Genomic DNA, 20,156 nt, shown 5'->3' with positions numbered 1-20,156 from the left:
TACGTTAGGGGTTAAGCGGCACCTTTAAACAAATTGTAAAAGTTTGTTGTCGTTACTTTCGCCAGCTCTTCAAGAGAAATACCTTTTAAATCTGCCACAAACTGCGCCACTTCTTTTACGTAAGCAGGTTGATTTTGTTTTCCTCGATACGGCTTAGGCGCTAACCAAGGAGAATCGGTTTCAACCAATAAATTTTCAATTGGCAAAGCTCGCACAACATCTCTTAACTCGCTAGCATTGCCAAACGTAACTATGCCAGAGATTGAGATCAGAAAATTCATATCAATTGCCGCTTTGGCCATTTCCAACGATTCGGTAAAACAATGTAAAACACCACGCGGTTTTTCCGCATTATGCTCTCGCAAAATGGCGATAGTATCTTCACGTGCATCTCGCGTATGAATAATAAGTGGTTTATCTAGCTCATGTGCAACTTGGCAGTGTTGGGCAAAAGATTGCTGCTGCCAATCTTTTGTTTCATTGGAGTAATAATAATCTAGACCGGTTTCTCCTACTGCAACAACACGCGGATCGGCAGCCAGAGAGCGCAATTGCGCCAATTCGTATTGGCATTCGTTATGGAGCGGGTGTACCCCACAAGATACCGAAACATCAGCAAAAGGTTCAACCGTTTTTAACATGGTTGGGAAATCATCTAACGTCACACAAACACATAAAAAATGTTCAATATTACGCTGACGTGCAGCTTCGACTATGCTTGACAGACTTTGCTCATCTTCTAGTTTTAATCTGTCCAAATGACAGTGTGAATCGACTAACAAATTAAACTCCAGCTAGTTGCTTCATTATAAGGTGTAGGTAGTTTCCGATGAATTTAACATTGGCCCTAAAATTGTCTCTATCCTATCTTTAAGTTGGTGTTTGTCATCGATAAAAGCTACGCCGACACCTTGTGGCGCGCTGCTATGCGATGCAGGTGGTGTGATCCAGCATACTCGTCCTGTAACCACTATAGGTTCAATCGCATTTGGCAGCAATACGTTAAGTGCCAACGAATGACCCATTTCATATTTTCGGTTGGTAACAACGAACAAACCACCTTCTTTAATAAACGACATATAACATTTATACAATGCATGTACATTATTGAACTCTAAAACCAACTCTTCCATTAAATGTTCGCTTTTAACCGTTGTAAATGATTAACCTGATACCAATGTTTGACGCATTCTAGAACATAAGCTACTAAAGAGTAACTTTTTATTCATGCCCGATTGTAACATGAGCTGTTTGCACTGCGTAACTTGCTGATAGAGATCACTAATTTTTAAACGGATGACCGCTGCATCAGTTTTTTCGACCTGTGATTTGAGTTTGCTCTCAAGCCAAGCGCCCAGCGCAAACTCTAACCATTCAAGCTGTTGAAATACTTCATCTTCATTAAATTGTTGGGCAAATTGCACTGCGGTTATCTTGCCACTTAATAAAGCTTTGAATTCAGCTAAAAAAGCCTTTTGAGCCTGCTGCTTTTCATTTTTTACATAGTCTAATGCTAACAAAGGTGAGGCGATTACTTTTGGATAAACTTGAGAAAAGTTTGTTGGCTCAACCCCTGCTTGGTTTAACCAGTCTGTCAATTCTGAAACCTGCGGTGGTGAAACTTTGTATTGTTGCAAACGGCTTTTAATTGTCGGCAATAACCGACTCGGATGTGATGAGGTCAAAATAATAAACTTTTGCAGCCCTGGCTCTTCAAGGGTTTTTAGCAATGCGTTGGCTGATGCCTCTGTCATACGTTCGCAATCTGGTACTATATAGACTTGTGCGCCACCAAGTTGAGCTTTCTGCTGAGATTTCACAACTAACCTGCGAATCAAATCAACGCCTATCGTCTTGGCATTTTCATCTTCAACCAAAAGATAATCTGGATGCGCTTGTGTCATGAATAAATGACAGGATTTACACTGACCACAAGCGGATTTTGCCTGATTTTGCTTTACCTGTTCGCACAACAAGTTTTGTGCAAGATCAACTGCAAACGCACGCTTTGCAAAACCTGCGGGCGCACTAATCAGTAATCCGTGGTGTAATCTGGCTTGCTGATACTGCTCTGTCAATAGAGTGGTCAACGCGTTTAACCAAGGGTATTTCATATCGAAGTACTCGAAGTTTATGAAAAATATTGCGCTAAGATAGTTTGAATATCCGCGTGAACTTTATCCATTGATTGTTCAGCGTCAACTATTTCAATATTTGCTTCTGAATGCGCTATGTCTAAATATGCCTGACGCGTTCGCTGAAAGAATTCAACTTGCTCAAGCTCAATTCGATCTAGCTCGCCACGTGCTTGTGCCCTTGCTAACCCCACTTGTGGGCTGACATCTAAATATATAGTCAAATCTGGCTTAAAGTTTTTTAATACACATTGGCGAATAGGTTCAAGTAGCTCAGCAGATATTTGCCGTCCACCCCCTTGATAGGCACGTGATGACATATCGTGGCGATCGCCAACGACCCATTTACCAGCTTCTAATGCTGGGCGCATGACATTATGAATTAATTGTGAGCGACTCGCATACATGATTAGCAATTCGGTTTCAGCGGTTACCTGCTCTTGCTGCACCGACTTAACTAGAGTGCGCAAATTTTCCGCCAAGGGTGTGCCACCGGGCTCTCGGGTTTGCACAAAATCGATGTTGTTTGCTTCTAAGAACTGGGTAACAACAGTTATCGCACTGCTTTTCCCCGCGCCTTCTAACCCTTCTATAACAATAAATTTGCCCGAACTCATTATTTTGCCTTAGCTCTGATTTTCTTTAAATATTGTGCCACTGCCGCGTTGTGCTGACGTAAAGTTTTAGAGAATACATGACCACCATCACCGCTGGCAACAAAATATAGATAATCTGTATGCGCAGGTTCGATTGCCGCTTGAATCGCAGCTAAACCTGGCATGGCAATGGGTGTTGGTGGTAGCCCTTTAATTACATAGGTATTGTATGCTGTTGCTTGCTTTAAATGCGCACGCGTAATGTCGCCTTGGTAGTCATCACCCAAACCATATATAACAGTGGGATCTGTTTGCAATCTCATATTTTTTGCCAGCCGATTGTAAAAAACCGAAGCAACAATCGGCATTTCGTCTAGTAAAGCAGTTTCTTTTTCGATAATAGATGCCAAAGTTAATGTTTGATACCAAGACAATGCCGGCTTAGTTGCCGATTGATAAACTTGCTGCTCTAACTGACGCATTTGATTGAAAGCTTGCCGCAATAAGGCTTTATCCGTAGTATTTGCAGCAAATAAGTAGGTATCGGGAAAAAATAACCCCTCTGGATGTTCATAGGGTTGAATCAGCTGTTGCAACCACTGTTGGTACTGAGTTTGCTGGATTTGTGGATGCGCAGCTAGTTGTTGTTGGATTTGTTTAAATGTACTGCCTTCAGCTAAAGTAATACTGAATAAATGGTGTTTACCCTGGCGAATAACCGCTAAAACCTCTAATGGTGTATATTGACCCGAAAATTTATAAGTACCATGTTGCATCACGGCAAACTGCGGATGCAATTTTGCTTGAACTCGAAAATATAAATTGAGTAATTCGGATTCAGGCACGAGTTTGGCCTGCTGCAATTGTTCAACAACTTGGCCAAAATGAGCTCCAGCTGGGATTTCAATAAACTGTTCAGCTGTTACTTCACTTGAGGTTAATTGATCCAGTTGCGTGTACAAGTATCCACCAGCTAGCAGCATTGACACACAGACAAATAAAATCAGTCGAGCGACAAGCTTAAGCATTAATACCCTCGTATAAACTGTTGCGCTATGGTTTGGTCTAACACGCGATTTTCAATTGAAGCGACCACCACATAATCAATGAGTGCGTTGCACATGATTGCGGCGTGAATATTCGATATTTCAGTTTTATCGATATGGCGAATTTTGATCTGCGGATTCTGTTCTAATAATTCAGCTCGCTTGGTTCCAGCAACACCAGCCAAAGATAAATCAGGGGTACACCATTGCCCATCGATATAAACAATAATGTTCGCCATTGATGTTTCGATTAACCTGTTAGATGTATCAAACACTAAGCCATCTTGCAGCGATTTTTCAAGTAATTCTTGCTTTAACAGCACCTGTTCTAATCTATTGGTATGTTTAAGCCCTGCAAGTAACGGTTGCTGGGCAATTTGCGTGTCTAGTATCGACAAACAAACACCTTGAGGGTAACTAAAAGCATCGTGATTCCAATCACTCACATAAAGATAAACTTGCGCAATGATGTCTTGAGAATAAGCATATCCTCGTTGGCTTTCACCACGAGTAACCAGTACCTTAACGACCGCATCGCGCTGATGGGCGATATCTAATAAAGATTGATAAATTTTTTCGAGCTGGATCTGTGGAAAAGCTAATCGTTTATTCGCTTCGACTAAGCGATTTTTATGATATGGCCAAGCAACGACTTGCTTATTAATTAGTTTTAAAGTAGTAAAATGGCCATCTCCAAATTGTACTGCTCTGTTATAAGCAGAAACTTGTAAATGGCCATTGTCAGCATGAATTATCTGCATCAGTGCATTTGCCCTATTGCAGCACGCTAGTTAGATTTTGCGAAACAATAATGAACCGTTGGTGCCACCAAAACCGAATGAATTACACAATGCATATTCAAACGACGCTTGACGAGCTTCATGCGGTACATAATCTAGATCACAACCTTCACTTGGATTGTCCAAGTTAATTGTTGGTGGAATAGCCTGATCTTGCAACGCTTTTACCGTGATAATTGCTTCTATTGCACCAGCTGCACCTAATAAGTGACCTGTCATAGACTTAGTCGAACTTACCATCACCTTTTTAGCATGGTCTTTAAATAAGTTCTTAACTGCATTTGTTTCAGCAATATCACCAGCAGGCGTAGAGGTACCATGAGCATTAAGATAACCCACTTGCTCAAGCGCAATACCGGCATCTTTCACTGCGTTTGCCATAGCTTGCTGACCACCGGCACCATCTTCTGGTGGTGACGTGATATGGTGAGCATCGCCGCTCATACCAAAGCCAGTAAACTCAGCATAAATTTTCGCACCACGGGCTTTTGCGTGTTCGTATTCTTCCAACATCATCACGCCAGCACCATCACCCATAACAAAACCATCACGGTCTTTGTCCCATGGACGACTTGCTTTGGTTGGTTCGTCATTACGAGATGACAAAGCACGAGCTGCTGCGAATCCACCTAAGCCTAAAGGTGTTGTAGCGGCTTCAGCGCCACGCTTCAGCGCCCCCAGCCAATATAGCATCAGCATCGCCGTATGCAATCATACGCGCGGCGTGACCTATGTTGTGAACACCTGTAGTACAAGCAGTTGTAATCGCGATATTAGGGCCTTGCAATCCAAATAAAATGGAAAGGTGACCTGAAATCATATTGATAATGGTTGATGGCACAAAAAACGGTGACATACGCTTTGGACCATTGGCTAATAACTTTGCATGGTTTTCTTCAATTAAGCTTAAACCACCAATACCAGAACCAACAGCTGCTCCAATACGATGAGCATTTTCCGCTGTTATTTCCAAGCCTGAATCTTTAAACGCTTGGATGCCAGCTGCGACACCATATTGAATGAAAGTATCCATTTTTTTGGCTTCTTTCTTTGGAAGATAGTCTTCAAAGTTAAAGCCATTAACCAAACCACTGATACGAGTTGAAAAGCTGCTAGTATCAAAAGTATCAATAGTTTGAATACCACTTTGACCTGCTAATAATGCTTTCCAAGAATCGTCTACTGTATTACCGACAGGAGATAACATTCCTAGTCCGGTGACAACGACACGACGTTTTGACACTAGATTGCCCCCAGGAGGAGTGAATTTGAAAGGGTGATGAAAAAAGGCGGTTTACACCGCCTCTATAAAATTATTCTTTGTTAGCAACAATGTAGTCAATAGCTGCTTGAACAGTTGTAATTTTTTCAGCTTCTTCATCTGGAATTTCTGTATCAAATTCTTCTTCAAGAGCCATAACTAATTCAACAGTATCTAAAGAATCAGCACCTAAATCGTCAACAAAAGAAGCTTCGTTTGTGATTTCTTCTTCTTTAACGCCTAACTGTTCAACGATGATTTTGTATACTCTTTCTTGGATGTTACTCATAATGTAAGTTTCCCTCAGACATTGCGCACCATGCACAATTTTGCTGTAGTTTATTAAAGTCAATAAATCGGTTGCAAGCTTAATGCTTTGCTTTCGCCAACTGGTCTAACCTCAAGCGGTTTAACCAGTCACCGAATGTAAAATCCGAACGCGTGCGAATGATAACCCTATTCGAGTTAAGAATCTACCCGCAATTAGGCCATATACATACCACCATTCACATGAATGGTTTCGCCAGTAATATAAGCTGCTTCAGGCGAGGCTAAAAATAGCACTGCCGCGGCAATTTCTTCCGGCTGACCTAAACGACCCGCTGGAATTTGCGCAAAGATAGTATTTTTTTGGTCATCATTCAACTCTTTGGTCATATCTGTGTCGATAAAACCAGGTGCAACCGAGTTAACTGTGATGCCACGAGACGCAACTTCTTTTGCCATCGCTTTAGTAAAGCCGATTAAACCCGCTTTAGCAGCACAGTAGTTTGCTTGGCCAGGGTTGCCTGTTGAACCGACCACAGAGCCAATATTCACAATGCGACCATTGCGCTTTTTCATCATAGCTCGCGTCACGGCTTTTGATAACTTAAACACTGAAGTTAGGTTTGTATCAATGATATCAGTCCACTCAGCCTCTTTCATACGCATTAGTAGATTATCGCGGGTAATGCCAGCATTGTTAACCAATACATCTACATCACCAAAGTCGGCTTTAATTTGCTCGAATACTGAAGCGATTGAAGCATCATCCGTTACGTTTAACACCATACCTTTGCCGTGTTCACCTAAATACTCAGAAATGGCTGCAGCACCTTTTTCTGACGTTGCGGTACCAACTACTTTAGCGCCCGCAGCAACTAATTTAAGTGCAATTGCTTTACCGATACCACGGCTTGCACCAGTTACCAATGCAACTTGTCCGTCTAATCCTGACAACATAAATAAATTACCCGTTTAAAAATGATTCTAATGAAGCTGCATCATTGATTGAAACAGCTGATAATGATTTATTAATACGCTTGGTTAAGCCATTTAGTACTTTACCTGGACCCACTTCAACTAAATGTGTGACACCTTGTTCCGCTAAAAACTCAACTGTCTCTGTCCAACGGACAGGGCAATATAATTGGCGTTCTAGTGCTTGTTTAATTGCACTAGGATCGTTTTCGGCAACAACGTCAACATTATTAACCACAGCATACTGAGGCTGGGCAACATTGATTTGTTCCAATGCCGCAGCTAGTTTTTCTGCCGCTGGTTTCATCAAACTACAATGTGATGGCACACTCACAGGTAAAGGCAATGCGCGTTTTGCACCAGCTTCTTTACATAACTCAGAGGCAGCAGCTACAGCTTCTTTGTGACCTGCGATAACCACTTGACCTGGCGAATTAAAATTAACAGCGGCAACAACTTGATCACTGCTCGCTTTTGCACACGCTTCTTTGACTGCGTCATCCGCTAATCCGATAATCGCAGCCATAGCACCAACGCCTTCAGGTACCGCTTGTTGCATAGCTTGTCCGCGCAATTCGACAAGCTTAACTGCGTCTTCAAATGCTAAAACGCCTGCTGCAGTTAATGCAGAATATTCCCCTAAGCTATGCCCCGCCATAAATTCAGGTTTAGCAACCCCTTTTTCTTCCAATAAACGAAAGATCGCTACACTCGCAGTTAACAAAGCTGGCTGGGTGATCTGGGTTTGATTCAATTTTTCAGCTGGACCGTTTAACACTAACTCAGCTAAATCGTATCCTAAAGCGTTTGACGCTTGCGCAAAAGTTTGCTGAACAACCGGATACTCAGCATATAAATCAGCAATCATGCCAACGGCTTGTGAGCCTTGCCCTGGAAATACAAAGGCTAATTTTTTCTCAGACATACACTATCTCTGTTTCTAATTTCCAATAAAAATAATTTTGTAGTGATTTAATACTTAATCAAGGCCGATGCCCATGCAAAACCACCACCAAATGCTTCAAGCAACAAAGTTTGACCGCGTTGAATACGACCGTCGCGAATCGCTTCGTCAAGTGCAGTTGCCACAGATGCAGCTGACGTATTGCCATGTTTATCTAAAGTAACAACGACACGATTCATGGTCATGTCTAGTTTTTTCGCAGTTGCTTTAATGATTCGATAATTCGCTTGATGTGGTACTAGCCAGTCAACATCAGATTTCTGTAAATTATTTGCTGCTAAAGTCTCTTCAACTATTTCGCTTAACTTAGTGACCGCAACTTTAAATACTTCATTGCCTTTCATATAACCATAAGCTTCATGAACTGAAGCCTCAACACCGCGTTTTGGCAGGTCTGCACCCAACAAATCAGCATGGCGGCCATCAGCATGAATATGTGTCGATAAGATACCCGCTTCTTCGCTCGCCTCTAATACACAGGCTCCGGCAGCATCACCAAATAAAACAATCATGGTGCGATCTGTGGGATCGAGTAAACGCGTTAATGCGTCGGTACCAACCACTAATACACGTTTGGCTGTTCCCGCTTTAATAAATTGGTCAGCAACACTCAGTGCATAACAATAACCAGCACAAGCCGCAGCTATATCCATTGCTGGTACACCTGGCAAACCAAGTAAATTTTGAATTTCGCAAGCTGCACTTGGCAGTGCTTTTTCCCAACTTGTGGTTGCACACAAAATTAAGTCGATATCAGAAGGCTGAATTCCAGCAGCTTCAATGGCTTTTTTTGACGCTTCATAACCCATGGTGGCAACATTTTCATGTTCCCCAGCAATACGACGTTCATGGATACCTGTACGCTCTACAATCCAATCATGGCTAGTTTCGACCATTTTTTCTAGGTCAGCGTTGGAACGCACTTGTTCTGGAAAATAACTACCTGTTCCGATAATTCTAGAATACATACTTATTGAGACCTGTCTGTTAACGCCCGTTCAATTCGATTACCAATTTTTTCTGGTACTTGATGGCGAATTTCGTTAATCGCTTCCTCTAACGCGTATTTGAAAGCATCCTTTGAGGCATTACCATGACTCTTAATGACAATTCCGCGCAATCCTAACAAACTTGCCCCATTATACTGGTCAGGGTTCATTTGCCTATAGAGCTTTTTTAACATAGGAAGGGCAATAGCGGCAAACAATCTACTCCACCAATTTTCTCTTGCGAGGGACTTTATTGTTTCAATAACGGCTTTTGCTAAACCTTCGCAGGCCTTCATCGAAATATTTCCTACAAATCCATCACAGACAATAACATCAGCTTTGTCATTGAAGATATCATTTCCCTCTACATAACCTATGTAGTTGAGCGATTTATCTTCTTTGAGTAAACGAGCGGTTTTTTTAATTGTGTCGCTTCCCTTAATCTCTTCTTCACCTACGTTAAGCAAGCCTATTCGAGGATTTTTTAAATCATTTTTTTCTGATAGCACACTGCCCATTAACGCAAATTGATGCAGTATATGCTCATCGCAGGCAACATTCGCCCCCAAATCTAGCACATAAGTTTTATGGCCCAAACTCCCAGGAATAGCAGTCACTAACGCTGGCCGCTTGATACCTGGCAACATTTTTAGCACATAATACGCCATTGCTAACAATGCACCTGTATTACCCGCACTGACACAAGCCTGCGCTTTATTTTCTTTAAGTAAATCTAACACAATACGCATTGAACTTTGTGTTTTACTGCGTAAAGCTTGTGAAGGTTTTTCACCCATAGAAACAACTTGGGGACAGTGAATCACCTGCAACCTTGCAGCTAAACTAGCAGAAGCATTTTGCAATAAGGGGCTTATTTGATATTTGTCGCCACAGGCGATAATGGTTAATTGGGGATTGTCAGCCAGCACTTCAAGTGCAGCTGGAATGGTAATGGGAGGCCCGTTATCGCCTCCCATTGCATCTAACGCTATGGTTAGATTCGTCAAAGCTGACCTGCTAGCTTAAACTACTTTTTTGCCTTTATAGTAACCATCAGCAGTTACATGGTGACGACGATGAGTCTCACCAGTCTCTTTATCGATAGAAAGAGTAGACGTAGTTAAAGCATCGTGTGAACGACGCATGTCACGCTTAGAACGAGATTTTTTGTTCTGTTGAACAGCCATTACAGATCTCCTGTTATTTTGGATTCTTTAAACTTTTCAAAACGTCAAACGGATTCGATGGTTTTTCGTAAGCTGCTTTATCTAGCTCCCCCCAAACCATGTCTTGTTCTTTGATTGCGCAGTTTTCAACTTCATGTTTTGGTACCAACGGAATTTCTAACATTAATTCATCTTCAATTAATGCGCGTAAGTCCACCAGTCCATAATCATTTACCTCAACAATAGCATAGTTGCTCGGAACTAAGTCTTCCTCTAACCGCATTGTTTTGGGCGTGAAGGTCGCTGCCAGCTCAATATGTAAAGGCATTGGCTGACCACAGCGCTCACATGTCACATCGACATCCGTCACAGCATTGATGAGCATAACAGGCAGTTTTTGCTCATCATAGGTACATTTAAGCATGACGTCGACTTGCCCAGAATCAGACAATACCGCCTCGCTCAAACGCGTTAAATCTTCCAGTCGATAAATACCGTTATAGTCAGAGCGCTTTTGGGCACTTTTGACTGGATCCAGCTCAACTGGCATTTTTACCTTTTGCATAGGGCGCGGATATTATCGATCTGCCCTTGCTTAGTCAAATGAAAATAGGAAAAATAGTATAACATTTTAAAATAAGCGCGAACTTTTATGTCAAATCATCAAATTGTATTAGCTTCAACCTCTCCTTTTCGCAAAGCAATCTTGGAAAAGTTACAATTACCTTTTAGTTGTTGCAAACCTGAAACAGACGAAACACCATTAAAAAATGAATCGGCAATCGAGTTGGTTGAGCGGTTAGCTCAGTTAAAAGCACGAGCTGGTTTTAATCTTCATCCAAATAATTTTGTTATTGGCTCTGATCAAGTGGCGTTTTGCAATGATGAAATTTTAGGAAAACCAGGTAACTTTGAGAATGCGTTTGCGCAGTTGAGTAAATTGTCTGGTAAAGCCGTTAAGTTTTACACAGGATTGGCATTAATTAATCCAGAAGGCCAGTTAAAGTCGTCGGTTGAGGTTTTTGAAGTACATTTTCGCAACTTAACCTCTGACGAGATAACCGCCTATTTGCACTTAGAAGAGCCTTACAATTGCGCAGGCAGTTTTAAGAGCGAGGCTTTAGGTATAACTTTGTTTGATAAGTTGCTGGGGGATGATCCAAATACTTTGATTGGTTTACCTTTGATAAAGTTGTGTGAGTTTTTCCGAGCCTTTGGGTTTGATCCTTTGATTCAGAAGCGTTAACTGCTAGAAAGCCTGAACTGAAAATCGCTGTTAGCTCTCGCCAAATAGCCGTATAGGGAAATGGGATACTCCTACACTAACAGCAAAGTTGCGGCACTTTCTGTTTTTGAAAAAAATCAATGTTAAAAAAGCCGAATTGAATGCTGATTTTCTAAAACTTCACAAGATAGGGCGAGCGAAGACCGAAGCACCGCTTCGCAGCTAAGCGAGGTGGAGCTATGGATAGCGACAGGAACCAAGCTTCATGGACGAATAGCCCAGCGACTGCTACATAATGCAATTTAGGAATTTTAGAAAATTACACTTCAATTCGGCTTGTGCATCACACAATCAGCGAAACAACACAGAGCTTAATGCTCGCATATCATCCGCAACGGCAATTGGCGATAACTTGGTTAGTGTCGCAGCATCATTAACCCCACAGGTTACACCAATTGAATCAATACCAGCGTTTAGCGCCATTTGTAAATCATGCACTGTATCTCCAATCATCACAGTTTGCTGTTTCGACACATCCAACTTAGTCAACAAAGTTTCCAACATAGCAGGATGAGGTTTCGATTGTGATTCATCAGCACAAATACTTGCATCAAACAAATGTGCTAAACCAGTTGAATTAAACACCCTGTTCAATCCAGCGCGAGATTTACCAGTCGCTACCGCTAACAAACACCCAGCGTTTTTAAGTTTAATCAGCAATTCTTCTGCACATTCAAACATAGGTGTTGGTGTGGTATCCAACTGAACATATTGCTGGCTATAACGCTTTACCAATTCAGGATGTAAACTTTCATCCACGTCGTCAAACAAAGTAGCAATCGCTTTGGGCAAACTCAAACCAATAATGGATTTAGCAGACTCTGCGTCAGGTACTTCGATATCCAGACTTCGCGCGGCATTTTGCACACTCGAGACAATACGCCCGATTGAATCCATTAAAGTACCGTCCCAATCGAAAATAACTAATTTGTATCGACAGTTATGCACGTTTCAATCGCTCCAATGCCTGTAACAAGTTGTTGTCCAATGGTGCCTCAATTCGCAAAGTGGACTGCTCTTTGGGGTGAATAAAACTAATCGATGCTGCGTGCAAAAATAATCGATTGATCCCAAGAGGCTTCATCCTTTTATCAAACTCAGCTTCGCCATATTTGTCATCCAACGCAATTGGAAAACCTGAGGCCGCTGCATGCACACGAATTTGATGCGTGCGGCCCGTTACAGGAAACGCTTCAACCAAAGTAGCACCTTGGTATTTCTGAATGATCTTAAAGCGGGTTTCACTTGGTTTACCTTGTTTAGCATCCACCCGAACCATACGTTCACCTGAAGCTAACACGTTCTTAAATAGAGGTTTTTCGACAACTTTCAGTCTAGCAGGCCAAGCACCACTGACCAGCGCCCAGTATCTTTTATCTACTTGTTTATTGCGCAATTGTTCGTGAAGCGCCCGTAAAACCGAGCGTTTTTTTGCAATTACCAAACAACCTGAAGTATCGCGGTCTAGCCGATGAACCAACTCAAGTTGTTTTAGCTCGGGGCGAATCTGTCGAAGCGCTTCTATCGCGCCATAATTCAATCCAGATCCACCATGCACAGCTAAACCAGAAGGTTTATTTAATACAATTAGGTGTTTGTCTTCAAACAAAATGGCATTTTCGACCAGTGCTTTTAGTTTATCGCCGACGGTAAAGTCGTTGGTTTTTTTCGCGTCAAGCCGAATCGGTGGCAAGCGCAACACATCACCCGCTTGTAATTTGTATTCAGGCTTTACACGCTTTTTGTTAACCCTAACTTCGCCCTTTCTCAATATCCGATAAATAAGTGAAGTCGGAACCCCTTTGAGTTCTCTTTTTAGCCAATTGTCTATTCTTTGACCAGAATTATCCAAATCTATGTCAAAATAACTTACCGACCCGCGGTCATTTGAACTCATATGCAAATATCTTTCTATTATTAGTGAATTTAGATTGCCGCTATGGGCAGAGCTTTGCTATATTTTCACTGATGGCATGCATGATTGCCAGAATTTTTCGAAAACGTGTAAAAATACACGATTATTGGTGGTGACATTCGGACTGTGTAAGAGGCCATAGTGCAGCAACAAACTGATTCGTTTTAAGCATATTACAGTTTGTCTACGCATTTTTGAACCAAGCGAAGTGTGTAATTTTTCGTCAAGGTTGCAAAACACTATCCCAACAGCGAATGCCGGGTTATGAAAAGTAAACGCCAAATACGCTAACAGATAAAACTGAAATAAGCTGTTTAAGCCGTAATGCACATTCGGCTAAACAACAGAAAGACAAACCTTGTTTGCACAAACTTGCCAGTTGCAAACAAAAGGAGCAATGACAATATGAAGATCAAAGAGGATTTGTTGAGTCTGGCTGCGATCGCTCAGTCTAGGTTCATGCTCCCCAGTGTTTAAACACAAGGTTAATTAGGATTTCTGCATAAAAGGCAAAGACACTCGTGAGAGTGGCTCTTCAGCTGAGACTATTGGTAGACAATTTGGCGTTTCATATTGGTGAAAAAGAACAACTATGAAACGTATGTTAATTAACGCAACTCAAGAAGAAGAGTTGCGCGTTGCGCTGGTAGATGGCCAACGTTTATATGATTTAGACATTGAAAGTCACGGACACGAGCAAAAAAAAGCAAATATCTATAAAGGTACGATTACCCGAGTAGAACCAAGCCTAGAAGCAGCCTTTGTTGATTATGGCGCTGAAAGGCACGGCTTTTTGCCGCTCAAAGAAATCGCTAAAACTTACTTCCCTGAAGGTTACACCTTTCAAGGCCGACCAAACATCAAAGATGTGGTTAAAGAAGGCCAAGAAGTCATAGTTCAAATAGATAAAGAAGAACGTGGCCAAAAAGGTGCTGCGCTTACCACCTTTATCAGTTTAGCTGGGAGTTATTTGGTTTTAATGCCGAATAACCCTAGAGCAGGTGGTATTTCTCGTCGAATTGAAGGTGATGAACGCACCGAATTGAAAGAATCACTTTCACGTTTATCTCTACCTAACGGTATGGGGTTAATCGTCCGTACTGCTGGTGTAGGCAAAGCCTTTGAAGAACTTGAATGGGATTTAAATGTATTACTGAAACATTGGCAATCCATTCAATCTGCAGCAGACAGCCGCCCTGCACCTTTTTTGATTCATCAAGAAAGCAATGTAATCGTACGAGCAATTCGAGATTATTTGCGTCGTGATATTGGTGAAATTTTAATTGACCATCCTGCAGTTTACGAAGATGCTAAACAACATATTGCGCTTGTGCGCCCTGATTTTGTAAACCGCGTCAAGATGTACCAAGGTGAGGTGCCTTTATTCACCCACTTCCAAATTGAAAGCCAAATCGAATCTGCATTCAAACGCGAAGTGAGATTGCCTTCCGGTGGTTCAATTGTTATTGACCAAACCGAAGCCTTAACCTCGATAGACATTAACTCATCGAAAGCCACCAAAGGTGGTGACATTGAAGAAACCGCTTTAAACACCAACCTAGAAGCAGCCGACGAAATTGCTCGCCAATTGCGTTTACGTGACTTAGGTGGTTTAGTTGTTATCGACTTTATCGATATGACACCAGCTCGTAATCAACGTGAAGTCGAAAATCGTTTACGTGAAGCAGTGCGCTCAGATCGGGCTCGTATCCAATTAGCGCGAATCTCTCGCTTTGGTTTATTGGAAATGTCACGTCAGCGCTTACGTCCGTCTTTAGGTGAAAGTTCAAGCCAAAGTTGTCCGCGCTGTCAGGGTACAGGTGTTGTACGTTCAACTGAATCTCTTGCTTTATCCGTATTGCGTCTATTAGAAGAAGAAGCGATTAAAGAAAACACGGTTCAAGTGCAAGCCCAAGTACCAATTGAAGTTGCAACTTTCTTATTAAACGAAAAACGTGGCGCAGTACGCTTTATCGAAAAAGGACACGATGTTCGTATTGTAGTGGTACCTAACCCACACATAGAAAGTCCTAACTTTGACGTTGCACGTATTAAAATTGAAGATACGGGTGATGATTTAAGTTATAAGCTGGTAAACGCACCTGAGCAAGACATGACGGTTGCAATATCTCCTTCAATTAAGCCGTTAGAGAAAAAAGAAGAGCCCGCATTGAAAGGCTTTGCTGCACCAGATATGCCAGCGCCAGTTGCTGCTGAGCCTGTAGCAAAACCAGCTGTTAAAAAACCACAAAAACCAGCGAAAGGATTAATTGCAAGCCTGTTTGGTTGGATTAAATCGTTATTTGCGACTGAGCCTGAGGAAGAGGTTAAGCCGCCGGTTAAAAAATCCGCACCACGCAATAATAATGGCAAGCGACGCAATAATAACCGCCGTAATAACAAACCGCGTAATAAAAAAAGCTCAGACAAAAACAAAGCTGAAACAAATCAACCAAATCGTAAGGTTGAAAAAGCAGCTAAGCCTGTACGTGAGGAAAAAGTTCAAGAGCGTAGAGCTAGACGTCAGCAACGTAAAAAAGTGCGCGTAGAGCAGCCAAAAGACACTGCTGTAGCAACAGAACAAAAGGCGCAAAAAGCCGCAGCGCAAAAGGACAAGAGCGCTCCACAGGCTGCTAAAGCGAAAAAAGAACCTGCAACTCACTCACCTTACGCAGCAGCAGTTGAAACGTTAGAGCAAGAGAGTCAATCTAGCAACCAGGTTGAACAGCCAACCAAGCAGACTGACAAATCAATTCAGCCGAAAGCTGCTGTTGAACCACCTGCAACTGAGAGCGCGCCAACGGCAACAGAAACTGAAGCGCCAGCAAATAACAAAGATGTGAATCTAGCTGACACAACAGAACCTGGCGACAAACCTGCAGAACAACCAGTAGCAGAAGAGCGTCCTCGCCAACGCCGCGGCACGCGCCATTTACGCGCAAATAGCCAACGTCGTCGTCGCAATCAAGAAGATAGCGACAATCAGGAGTCTAACAATCGATATGACAAATATTATCGAAAAGAGACCAAACAAAGCGAATTAGCTTTTGAGGTTATGCAACATGCTGAAGTAACTGAAGATCCAGTAGAAAGCCGCTACCCAGAAGTCGAGCAAGCTGCGTCTGACACAACTGAAGCTAAGCAAAATCTTGATGCTGCTGTAGAGATAGATAAGCAACAAAGCACTCAAGCCGCAGATGAGACTGAGAATAAAACTGATGAAGCGCAAGCGCAGACACAAGAAACGTCAGCTGCAGCGCCACAAGCTGAAAGCTCAGATAGTGCAGAACCACAAGCTACATCGGATGCTGTTGTGAACAGTGATGTACCAGAAGCAGAAGCAGAAGCAGAAGCAGAAGCAGAACAGTCTGTTGATGGTGAGTCATCAAGTCAAGTTCAACACTCATTGCCGCTTGAAGAAGATGCTGCACAAACTAAACAACCGTTAACAGAAGCCTCTATGGTTGCAGCTCATCTTAAAGGTTTTGCCTCTGCGCCAATTTCGCAGACAACCCCCGAAAGCATAGATGTTCAGCGTGTGTTATCAATAAATGTGGTTCCACAAACCAACCGAACTCCATTGACGGTTTCTGGTAAACAAGGCGGTGCAAGCAGACCAAGCAGCCAATCATCGTCACCGGCTACACAAGCTCGACAGTAACGGTTTAGGATAGATTTTAGGCGCACAAAAAAGCGACTCAAGTGAGTCGCTTTTTTTATTTACTTTGTTTAAGCTTTTACGCTAGCCAATAACAATACTTCTTCAATGGGCATAGGCCTAGCGAAGTAATAACCTTGCATCAGTCGGCAACCTTGGCTATGGATAAATGCACTTTGCTCTTGCGTTTCAACGCCCTCTGCAACTATTTCTAACCCCAGCTTCAATGCCATAGCAATAATTGCGCTCGACAACTCCATATCTAGTTTATCTTCTGGAATATCCTTAATAAAGCTGCGGTCAATTTTAACGCAATCAATTGGAAAGTGTTTTAAATAGGCTAGTGAAGAATAGCCAGTACCAAAATCATCCATAGCCAATTTGATTCCTTGCCTTTTAAACTGCCCCATTACCTCGACAGCTTGTTTGGCATTTTCCATCAATAATGACTCTGTCACTTCAAATTCAATTTGCCTTGGTTCAATCTGATACTCACCGATGATCGCCATGGCTTGTTCAAAAAAGTTTTTCGCAAACAACTGGCGAGCTGAAATATTAACCGCTATTCCTTCAATGCCAATTGCCGATAGTTGCTCTTGGTATGTTTGCATGTACCAACAAACTTTGCGCAACACAACAAAACCAAGCTCATGGATCAGTCCTGTTTCTTCAGCAACTGCAATAAATTTATCAGGTGGAATAAAACCCTCATCTTTATCAATCCATCGAACCAGTGCTTCTGCCCAGACAAATTTTTGTTTGGTCGCGTCATACTGTGGCTGTAAATAAACTTTCAGCTCTTCGTTTACGATCGCATTTCGTAACTTATGTTCAAGCCGAACTTTATTCTTAATTTCAGTATCCAAAGTTTGGCTAAAATAGACAGCCTGGTTGCGGCCAAAATCTTTCGCTTTGTACAAAGCAATATCGGCATTTCGAACTAAATCGCCAACGTTTTCGCCATCTTTAGGGTAAACTGCAACTCCAATCGACGTAGTCACATCTAATAAAGATTGATGCTCTAACGGCATAAGTACCGCATTTAATAGCTTTTTAACTACAGCGTCTAACTCTGCGGACGAGTCGACCTCTCGAATTAGCACCATAAACTCGTCTCCGCCCATACGCGAAACCAAATCATCGTCGTCAACAACGCTGGAGAGTTTTTCCGCAACAGATATCAGTAAATCGTCACCAAATTCATGTCCTTTGGTATCATTGACTCGCTTAAAGTGATCGAGATCAATCATTAATACCGCCAGCTGTTGATGCAATTTTTGCGCATTGGCAATTTCTAACTTTAAATGTTCATTAAAAAAGCGCCTGTTAGCAAGGCCAGTTAAAGGATCTTGAAAAGCCATACGTTCTAACTCATGCCGCGCATCTTTAAGCTCAGTAATATCTAATACTGAGCCGATATAACCCGATAAACGTCCGTCATCTAGGGTTATAGGAGACATTTTCTCTAAAAAGTTTTTTCTAGTTCCCTGAGGTGTCGCGAATCTGTATTCAACTGAACTTGATCGGTTGTCAGCACGGGCATCATCATAAACCTGAATTACTCGTAACTTATCCGAGTGGCTAATTCGATGTTTGTACTCGTCTAAATTAATGGGTAGTCCACAACCCGTCATTTCCTTCCATGTGTTATTTACGTACAAAAATTTATCGTTCTCATCGCGTAAAAAAATCCCAATTGGCGCTTGGTCAGCAAGTGTTCTAAACCTTTGTTCAGACAAGTGCAATAAATTGTGCTCATCGGCCAAACTATCTAACATATTGTTAAACACATCCACCAGTTGACCAACTTCATCGTCTTTCGCTTTATACGCCCTAATATCGGAAAAAACATTCTGGGTGATGTGTCTAGCAGTTGTATGTAAATGTTGCAGTGGCGCCAATACTCGTTTCAACAAATGATTGGCAATAATGTAAACGGCAAATATCGCAATGAGAATCGCAGATACAATAACCAAAATCACGTGCTGTTGAGTATTCTCAACATAATCTAAGTTTGAATAAATACGCAGCGCGCCCATAACCTCATTACCATCAACAACAGGTTTAACAATTTCCATGCTGTTGTCGAAATATAAGGTGGAAGCTTCAGATAACGCTGCAATACTGTTTTGGCATTTGATCTGCTCAGCTTGTTTATAGTAGCTGGCAAAAAAGCGTTTATCTTGGCTATATAGGCAGATGGCCTCGATGCTTTCATGAAATTGTGCAGCTGATAAATTAGTCGCTGCGGCAGATACATCGTTAAATACCAATGCGGCAATCGTTCTATTTGATAAAATTTCACCAATAACATTCAAGTCATTGGTTAATTTCTCTTGAGCTAGGTTGCGCTCAACTATCGAAATGGTCACACCTATGATACTTAAAGTCGCAACGAATAAAATCAGTAGTCTGGATATGATTGAAAATTTCAGCGAATGCTTGGTCAAATTCATTGCTCAGACCTAATGATGTTACTCGCCAACTCAAGCAATGATGAACTAAAACTAACCTTGCGACTGTCCGCCAAAAACAGATTGACGTTAAAACCGATGCGTTTATCAGCTTTGATTAACTCAACCACATAACTTGATTTTAGCTCGGTGCAAGTATCACATATACTCAACCCAGAATAATCAGCAAGCAGCGCTTTGCTCGGGTTATAAGCACCACCAATGATCAAAACATCACATAAATTGATGGCCTGTAAAGATACGTCTGAATTATCCATTACAGAAAAGTTGAGCGTATTCTGCTGAACTCTCAAGCTGGCAGAAACTTGCTGCAACTTATTTTCCGAGTAAGGTTTACCCACTGAGCATAAACGAATTTCATTCGTAGCGGCTTTAATGGGTATTTTGGTATAACGTAAAATCCCTACTATTACAGCTGCACGCAAGCTCGCTTCGTCTGGCTGATTCATTAGCGCAGCAGCAGGTTTGACATACAACCCCGCGCTCAAAAGCAGCATGCAAGCAAGCAACAGCGGTAGACAAGTTAATTTGTTCGTAAAAGTCATTTAGTGTCCATAGCCCTTATCACCTTCTCCATGAGTGGTGAATACTGCAATTTGTGAATTAGGCCACAATATTATGTCAG

19 protein-coding genes and 1 pseudogene are annotated in these 20,156 nt (G+C 41.9%); 2 read left to right on the top strand and 18 right to left on the bottom strand.

Features of this window, described 5'->3' with window-relative positions; all coding sequences use genetic code 11:
* Positions 1-11 precede the first annotated feature (11 nt).
* From DS2_RS11305 to yceD, 14 genes and pseudogenes are all read right to left on the bottom strand, one after another.
* On the bottom strand, positions 12-782 hold the full coding sequence (locus DS2_RS11305; protein ID WP_035014896.1) for a TatD family hydrolase: 771 nt from the start codon (positions 780-782) through the stop codon (positions 12-14).
* A 24-nt stretch (positions 783-806) separates the two neighbouring features.
* A complete protein-coding gene (locus tag DS2_RS11300; RefSeq protein ID WP_035014895.1) occupies positions 807-1,133 on the bottom strand; it encodes a PilZ domain-containing protein in 327 nt (108 codons plus the stop codon).
* 30 nt (positions 1,134-1,163) lie between these two features.
* Positions 1,164-2,114: a DNA polymerase III subunit delta' gene (holB, locus tag DS2_RS19925; RefSeq protein WP_051479816.1), complete on the bottom strand. Its 951-nt coding sequence runs from the start codon at positions 2,112-2,114 to the stop codon at positions 1,164-1,166.
* Positions 2,115-2,131: 17 nt separating this feature from the next.
* The gene (tmk, locus tag DS2_RS11290) at positions 2,132-2,752 is read right to left on the bottom strand and encodes a dTMP kinase (protein WP_200870138.1); all 621 of its coding nucleotides are present in this window, start codon (positions 2,750-2,752) and stop codon (positions 2,132-2,134) included.
* Positions 2,752-3,759 (bottom strand): endolytic transglycosylase MltG, encoded by a 1,008-nt coding sequence (mltG, locus tag DS2_RS11285; protein ID WP_035014893.1) that lies wholly within the window; start codon positions 3,757-3,759, stop codon positions 2,752-2,754. Before mltG ends, tmk begins: the two co-directional genes overlap by 1 nt.
* Positions 3,759-4,538 (bottom strand): aminodeoxychorismate lyase, encoded by a 780-nt coding sequence (pabC, locus tag DS2_RS11280; RefSeq protein WP_051479815.1) that lies wholly within the window; start codon positions 4,536-4,538, stop codon positions 3,759-3,761. Before pabC ends, mltG begins: the two co-directional genes overlap by 1 nt.
* A 30-nt stretch (positions 4,539-4,568) precedes the next feature.
* Positions 4,569-5,820, bottom strand: a pseudogene (fabF, locus tag DS2_RS11275) (beta-ketoacyl-ACP synthase II).
* A 70-nt stretch (positions 5,821-5,890) separates the two neighbouring features.
* On the bottom strand, positions 5,891-6,127 hold the full coding sequence (gene acpP / locus DS2_RS11270) for an acyl carrier protein (RefSeq protein WP_016956845.1): 237 nt from the start codon (positions 6,125-6,127) through the stop codon (positions 5,891-5,893).
* A gap of 194 nt (positions 6,128-6,321) precedes the next feature.
* Positions 6,322-7,062 (bottom strand): 3-oxoacyl-ACP reductase FabG, encoded by a 741-nt coding sequence (gene fabG / locus DS2_RS11265; RefSeq protein ID WP_035014892.1) that lies wholly within the window; start codon positions 7,060-7,062, stop codon positions 6,322-6,324.
* A 7-nt stretch (positions 7,063-7,069) separates the two neighbouring features.
* Entirely contained in the window at positions 7,070-8,005 is a 936-nt protein-coding gene (gene fabD / locus DS2_RS11260; RefSeq protein WP_035014891.1) for an ACP S-malonyltransferase, read from the bottom strand.
* 47 nt (positions 8,006-8,052) lie between these two features.
* Complete coding sequence (locus DS2_RS11255) at positions 8,053-9,012, bottom strand: beta-ketoacyl-ACP synthase III (protein WP_035014890.1); 960 nt, start codon at positions 9,010-9,012, stop codon at positions 8,053-8,055.
* Positions 9,013-9,014: 2 nt separating this feature from the next.
* Entirely contained in the window at positions 9,015-10,040 is a 1,026-nt protein-coding gene (gene plsX / locus DS2_RS11250) for a phosphate acyltransferase PlsX (RefSeq protein WP_035014889.1), read from the bottom strand.
* 15 nt (positions 10,041-10,055) lie between these two features.
* Positions 10,056-10,220 carry a 50S ribosomal protein L32 gene (gene rpmF, locus DS2_RS11245; RefSeq protein WP_035014888.1) on the bottom strand — a complete coding sequence of 55 codons (165 nt, stop codon included), beginning with the start codon at positions 10,218-10,220 and terminating at the stop codon, positions 10,056-10,058.
* 13 nt (positions 10,221-10,233) lie between these two features.
* Positions 10,234-10,764 carry a 23S rRNA accumulation protein YceD gene (yceD, locus tag DS2_RS11240; protein ID WP_035014887.1) on the bottom strand — a complete coding sequence of 177 codons (531 nt, stop codon included), beginning with the start codon at positions 10,762-10,764 and terminating at the stop codon, positions 10,234-10,236.
* Between the two features lie 87 nt (positions 10,765-10,851).
* Here yceD and DS2_RS11235 point away from each other — a divergent pair, with 87 nt between their 5' ends.
* Complete coding sequence (locus tag DS2_RS11235) at positions 10,852-11,445, top strand: Maf family protein (protein ID WP_035014885.1); 594 nt, start codon at positions 10,852-10,854, stop codon at positions 11,443-11,445.
* Positions 11,446-11,775: 330 nt separating this feature from the next.
* Here the strand turns inward: DS2_RS11235 and DS2_RS11230 are convergent, their stop codons facing one another.
* A complete protein-coding gene (locus DS2_RS11230; protein ID WP_035014883.1) occupies positions 11,776-12,432 on the bottom strand; it encodes an HAD family hydrolase in 657 nt (218 codons plus the stop codon).
* Positions 12,425-13,381 carry a 23S rRNA pseudouridine(955/2504/2580) synthase RluC gene (rluC, locus tag DS2_RS11225; protein ID WP_035014882.1) on the bottom strand — a complete coding sequence of 319 codons (957 nt, stop codon included), beginning with the start codon at positions 13,379-13,381 and terminating at the stop codon, positions 12,425-12,427. Before rluC ends, DS2_RS11230 begins: the two co-directional genes overlap by 8 nt.
* 610 nt (positions 13,382-13,991) lie before the next feature.
* Here rluC and rne point away from each other — a divergent pair.
* Entirely contained in the window at positions 13,992-17,060 is a 3,069-nt protein-coding gene (gene rne, locus DS2_RS11220; protein WP_051479813.1) for a ribonuclease E, read from the top strand.
* Positions 17,061-17,128: 68 nt separating this feature from the next.
* Here the strand turns inward: rne and DS2_RS11215 are convergent, their stop codons facing one another.
* Positions 17,129-19,513, bottom strand: coding sequence for an EAL domain-containing protein (locus DS2_RS11215; RefSeq protein WP_035014881.1), 2,385 nt, complete (start codon positions 19,511-19,513; stop codon positions 17,129-17,131).
* A complete protein-coding gene (locus DS2_RS11210; RefSeq protein WP_160168563.1) occupies positions 19,510-20,028 on the bottom strand; it encodes a YfiR family protein in 519 nt (172 codons plus the stop codon). Before DS2_RS11210 ends, DS2_RS11215 begins: the two co-directional genes overlap by 4 nt.
* Between the last annotated feature and the right edge of the window lie 128 nt (positions 20,029-20,156).

Origin of the sequence: Catenovulum agarivorans DS-2 (assembly GCF_000568405.1) — a bacterium.
GTDB classification, from domain to species: Bacteria; Pseudomonadota; Gammaproteobacteria; order Enterobacterales; family Alteromonadaceae; genus Catenovulum; species Catenovulum agarivorans_A.
Note: the sequence above shows the minus strand (reverse complement) of the source record. Positions and strands in the feature narration are given on the sequence as shown.

What these genes read in the sequence shown, in the direction of transcription:
- DS2_RS11300 (WP_035014895.1), bottom strand. Translation starts at nt 1,133, where the DNA reads ATGGAAGAGTTGGTTTTAGAGTTCAATAATGTACATGCATTGTATAAA.
- holB (WP_051479816.1), bottom strand. Translation starts at nt 2,114, where the DNA reads ATGAAATACCCTTGGTTAAACGCGTTGACCACTCTATTGACAGAGCAG.
- DS2_RS11215 (WP_035014881.1), bottom strand. Translation starts at nt 19,513, where the DNA reads ATGAATTTGACCAAGCATTCGCTGAAATTTTCAATCATATCCAGACTA.
- rne (WP_051479813.1), top strand. Translation starts at nt 13,992, where the DNA reads ATGAAACGTATGTTAATTAACGCAACTCAAGAAGAAGAGTTGCGCGTT.
- fabD (WP_035014891.1), bottom strand. Translation starts at nt 8,005, where the DNA reads ATGTCTGAGAAAAAATTAGCCTTTGTATTTCCAGGGCAAGGCTCACAA.
- DS2_RS11210 (WP_160168563.1), bottom strand. Translation starts at nt 20,028, where the DNA reads ATGCTGCTTTTGAGCGCGGGGTTGTATGTCAAACCTGCTGCTGCGCTA.
- mltG (WP_035014893.1), bottom strand. Translation starts at nt 3,759, where the DNA reads ATGCTTAAGCTTGTCGCTCGACTGATTTTATTTGTCTGTGTGTCAATG.
- acpP (WP_016956845.1), bottom strand. Translation starts at nt 6,127, where the DNA reads ATGAGTAACATCCAAGAAAGAGTATACAAAATCATCGTTGAACAGTTA.
- rluC (WP_035014882.1), bottom strand. Translation starts at nt 13,381, where the DNA reads ATGAGTTCAAATGACCGCGGGTCGGTAAGTTATTTTGACATAGATTTG.
- rpmF (WP_035014888.1), bottom strand. Translation starts at nt 10,220, where the DNA reads ATGGCTGTTCAACAGAACAAAAAATCTCGTTCTAAGCGTGACATGCGT.
- fabG (WP_035014892.1), bottom strand. Translation starts at nt 7,062, where the DNA reads ATGTTGTCAGGATTAGACGGACAAGTTGCATTGGTAACTGGTGCAAGC.
- yceD (WP_035014887.1), bottom strand. Translation starts at nt 10,764, where the DNA reads ATGCAAAAGGTAAAAATGCCAGTTGAGCTGGATCCAGTCAAAAGTGCC.
- DS2_RS11235 (WP_035014885.1), top strand. Translation starts at nt 10,852, where the DNA reads ATGTCAAATCATCAAATTGTATTAGCTTCAACCTCTCCTTTTCGCAAA.
- tmk (WP_200870138.1), bottom strand. Translation starts at nt 2,752, where the DNA reads ATGAGTTCGGGCAAATTTATTGTTATAGAAGGGTTAGAAGGCGCGGGG.
- pabC (WP_051479815.1), bottom strand. Translation starts at nt 4,538, where the DNA reads ATGCAGATAATTCATGCTGACAATGGCCATTTACAAGTTTCTGCTTAT.
- DS2_RS11255 (WP_035014890.1), bottom strand. Translation starts at nt 9,012, where the DNA reads ATGTATTCTAGAATTATCGGAACAGGTAGTTATTTTCCAGAACAAGTG.